Annotated in this window: 3 protein-coding genes; 2 read left to right on the forward strand and 1 reads right to left on the reverse strand. The window is 47.1% G+C overall.

Going from position 1 to position 3,767, the window contains the following annotated elements:
• Together MHN01_RS19795 and MHN01_RS19800 are read left to right on the forward strand one after the other, a co-directional pair.
• On the forward strand, nt 1–321 hold a 321-nt coding region (locus MHN01_RS19795), incomplete at its 5' end, for an MbcA/ParS/Xre antitoxin family protein (RefSeq protein ID WP_239412922.1).
• Nucleotides 322–1,002, forward strand: a complete 681-nt coding sequence (locus MHN01_RS19800; protein ID WP_239412923.1) for an RES family NAD+ phosphorylase — start codon at nt 322–324, stop codon at nt 1,000–1,002.
• 89 nt (nt 1,003–1,091) lie between these two features.
• Here the strand turns inward: MHN01_RS19800 and pulA are convergent.
• A partial coding sequence (gene pulA, locus MHN01_RS19805; RefSeq protein WP_239412924.1) for a pullulanase-type alpha-1,6-glucosidase occupies nt 1,092–3,767 on the reverse strand: 2,676 nt, incomplete at its 5' end.

Raw genomic sequence — 3,767 nt, forward strand, 5'->3', positions numbered from 1 at the left:
AAGTGGGCTTGTACCCAGGCACAGCAGATGGCCATTCTTGGCTTGGCGAGCCGCTCTACGTTAAATAAGTATCGTAGTCATCCAGAATCGGCCAAGGTTTCGAAGGATCTGCTGGAGCGGATGAGTTATATACTCAATATTCACAAATGTCTTCGGATCATGTTTACCGCTGAAGAGAGTGTGTACCAATGGGTGCAGAAGCCCAACTCTCACCCATTTTTCGCTGGTCGCTCGGCAATGGATATCATGGTTCAGGGCAAAGTGGTTGACTTATATCAGGTAGCATCTCGTCTGAATGCCTGGCGAGGTGGGAAATCGTAGATGAGCCATCCAGTGAAACCCTTCAGTGATCAGCACTGTTATCGTCTGATCCCATCGAAATATCCGCCCATTAATTTGTATGAAGATGTGGCTAAGCCCGAACAGCTTGAAGCGATATTTGCCGTCGAGGCCATAACCAATCCTCGCCTTTCGGAAGAGGCCGGTAATTTTTCGCAGATCCCGCTTGAAGAACGCTTAGTGGGGGTCCCGCATTGCAGTTATGTGATGGCTGCTTTTACCCATGTCAGCCCGGATGGAGCGCGATTTAACACCGCCGACTACGGGGCTTACTATGCTGCACCGGATGTGAATACCGCCATAAAAGAAACCGTTCATCATATGGAGCGGGTGATGGGGTACACTCAGGAACCTGCACAGGATATTCAGATGCGTTGTATCGATGCCTGGTTTAACGCAACATTGGTTGATCTTACAGAGCAGCAATACCTCGACCAAAACATTTACCATCCGACAAATTACGCACATTCGCAAATGCTGGCTAATGAAATCAAGGAGCAGAAAGGCGATGGGATCGTTTATCAGTCAGTTCGCCATCAGGGGCATGATTGCTATGCGCTCTTCAAACCGAACTTAGTCACTAAAGTCTGCCAGACCAAACACTATACGTATAAGTGGAATGGTGTATCGGTGAATTCTGTATTGGAGATTAATTTAGTTTGAGTTTTATACCCAAGCTACCTCAAGTGACTAGCAAAAAAGCGCCAGTTATAGTTAACTGGCGCTTTAGACAGTGATTTAATAATCAACAATTATTTCTTTTGGATATCAACCTCTTTGGTCAAGATATTAAAGCTTACTTGGTAGATGCCAGCTTCAGCTGGAGTAAACTCAATATTGTTTGAGCCAGAGAACGCAAGGCTTCCTTTAGCTGCAACGACATCACTGGCTGCATGTTCAAACTTGCCCCAGTCTCCACCGGTAAACTTGAAACCCTGCATCTTACCAGCTTCCAACGTTGGTGTCGTAAAGCTGAATTTAACAGCGTCATCTGACGTCATCTTACGCCCGTCTTTATGATCCCAGCCCCCTGAAATATCTCCAGGGATATACCAAGTAACACCTGTATAGTCGTCTTTAAGTTCAGCATCAAGAACAACAGGCTGTTCAGGGTTAGTTGCATCCAAAGATAGTTTGTACATACCTAATTTGGAAACTGAGCAGTTGCCGTCGCCGTTACAGCCATACCAAGATACATCATCACCTTTAACCGTAGTCATCTTGTATTCTGCAGTAGTGCTCAAACCGACAGTGGCGCTATAAAGACCTTTGCCTGCATAAGCGGCTTCAGTGCCCGTTTTGTTCCAGCCATTGAAACTACCTGCGACATAGACTTTCTTAGCTGCTTCAAACGGAGGAATGTCTGCTTTTTGCGATACTGGCAGGCCTAATCCACGCTCGTTACCACGAGGCTGAACAAAGACAGCACTTGACCATGCTGGAACAGTGAACTTGCCATTGGCAAAACTCGCATTGCCGGCAATAGAGTTCGCCTGGTTATGGGTTGAACTCAGCTCGAAACCTGCAAGGGCGATGGCTTCGTTGTTGTTATCAAGGAAGCTGCCTGCTGTTTGCTCAGTTGGTGTTGCGTTTATCACAATTACAATGGAATCAAGAGCACTGTCGAGATCTGTGGTTTGCGATGAACCATTATCAATGGACATCACAATCATACCCGGTGTTTGACCTTTACCCGTATTACGGAAGTCAACGCGCTTCATGATTTCATCAGCACCAGGTAGCGTCATCAAAGGTGATGCTTTGCGCAGGCGTAGCAGCTCTTTGTAGAACTCAAACATCTGCTCAAGGTTTGCTGCTGATGGTTGTGCATCTGCTGTCAGCACACTTTCGATAACAGCGTAGTTGGCTGCATCCTTATCTTTTGCAGGAAGCCCCTTGTTCCAGTTGTTGTCATTCAGGGTAAAGTCAACACGGTTATACCAGTCACCATAGTCGTATGAGTCTCGCTGCATGGATTTAGAGCGCAGCAGCTCACCGCCCATGTGGTTAAATGGCATTGCCTGACCCAGCAGTACTGTTGACATGCCAATAGCCTGCATACGGACACGATCTTCTAGCGAGACATCGTGAGAGACCTTGTACATGTTGATGTCCCAAAGTGTCTGGTTATCATGCTTGGAAACATAGTTCTGCACTTCCCATGGCTGTTCGGCATAGCCTGCTGCCTGACCGTTGTAGTCTAGGGTTGAACCTTTCAGAGCGTTGCCTTCATAGTCAATGAACTCAAAATCTTTAAGGTTACCAGCCATGCCCAGTCGGGTCAGATCTGTCTGATGAAGCGCACGTGCTAGTTCATCTGAAACGCCATCCTCATCGTCATCAGCATTGATATTGACTAGGTCATTATGCTTAACATAGGCACCTGTCGCAAAGCCAGGGGTTTTACGGATACCTTCACCGCCATCGAATGGGCTACCGCCTCGGACAGCATCACGTAGTCGGTCAGAAAACGAGCCGATACCCGTACCGCCTAAGTTCTTCTGTGTAGCTTGTACGAAGCGTTTGTCATCTTGAACTTCACCAAAGTTCCAGCCTTCACCGTAGAAGTACACCTCGTCGTTGATCTTACGTGCTGCTTCAAGTGTTCCTTGCATTTGAGTAAGAGGGTGGTGGCCCATCAGATCCCACCGGAAGGCATCGATCTTATAGGCTTTTACCCAGGTTTGTACCGAGTCGTCGATAAGCTTGGCAAACATGGCATGCTCTGGTGCTGTGTTATCACAGCATGTTGACGTTTCTACGCTGCCTGTATCTGGAGCCAAACGTTGGTAGTACAGAGGAACCACTTTATCGAGTACTGATTTATCATTCAGTCCGGATGCATTGGTGTGGTTGTAAACAACATCCACCACCACATTCATGCCGATGTCTTCCTTGACGGATTGAACCATCTTACGGAATTCCAGAATACGGGTGGTACCTTCGGCATTGGTGGCGTAAGAACCCTCAGGAACAGTGTAGTGGAATGGGTCATAGCCCCAGTTGAAGCTATCAACACTGCGTACATATTCATTGAGAGCTTCTACCTTTGCATTATCCTTATTGTCTTCTGCAGCAAGCTCAGCAAAGGCGTCTGCAATAGTGCCGCCACTTGTACAATAGCTTGAGAAGTCAGATTTTTTGACTGCGGGATTTACCTCACATAGCTTGCTGAACGACTCGTCGATATCGGCAACTTTCTTTGGATCTTCGTTGATGGTTGCTATATCGAATACCGGCATCAAATGCAGGTGGGTCATACCCGCTTCACTGAGTTGCTTGAGGTGATCAACTGGTACTGTACCTTGCTCGGTAAAGGCCAGATATTTACCTTTGTTTTGTGTGCTGGCATCAAGGGCAGAGAAGTCACGGACGTGGGATTCAAAGATCACCATGTCTGAAAGATTGCTGCCTTTTTGAGAGTGTGG

The sequence above is a fragment of the Photobacterium sp. OFAV2-7 genome, from assembly GCF_022347985.1.
GTDB lineage: Bacteria > Pseudomonadota > Gammaproteobacteria > Enterobacterales > Vibrionaceae > Photobacterium.

Excerpts from the sequence above, each read along its gene's own strand:
- MHN01_RS19800 (WP_239412923.1), top strand. The coding sequence starts at position 322 with ATGAGCCATCCAGTGAAACCCTTCAGTGATCAGCACTGTTATCGTCTG.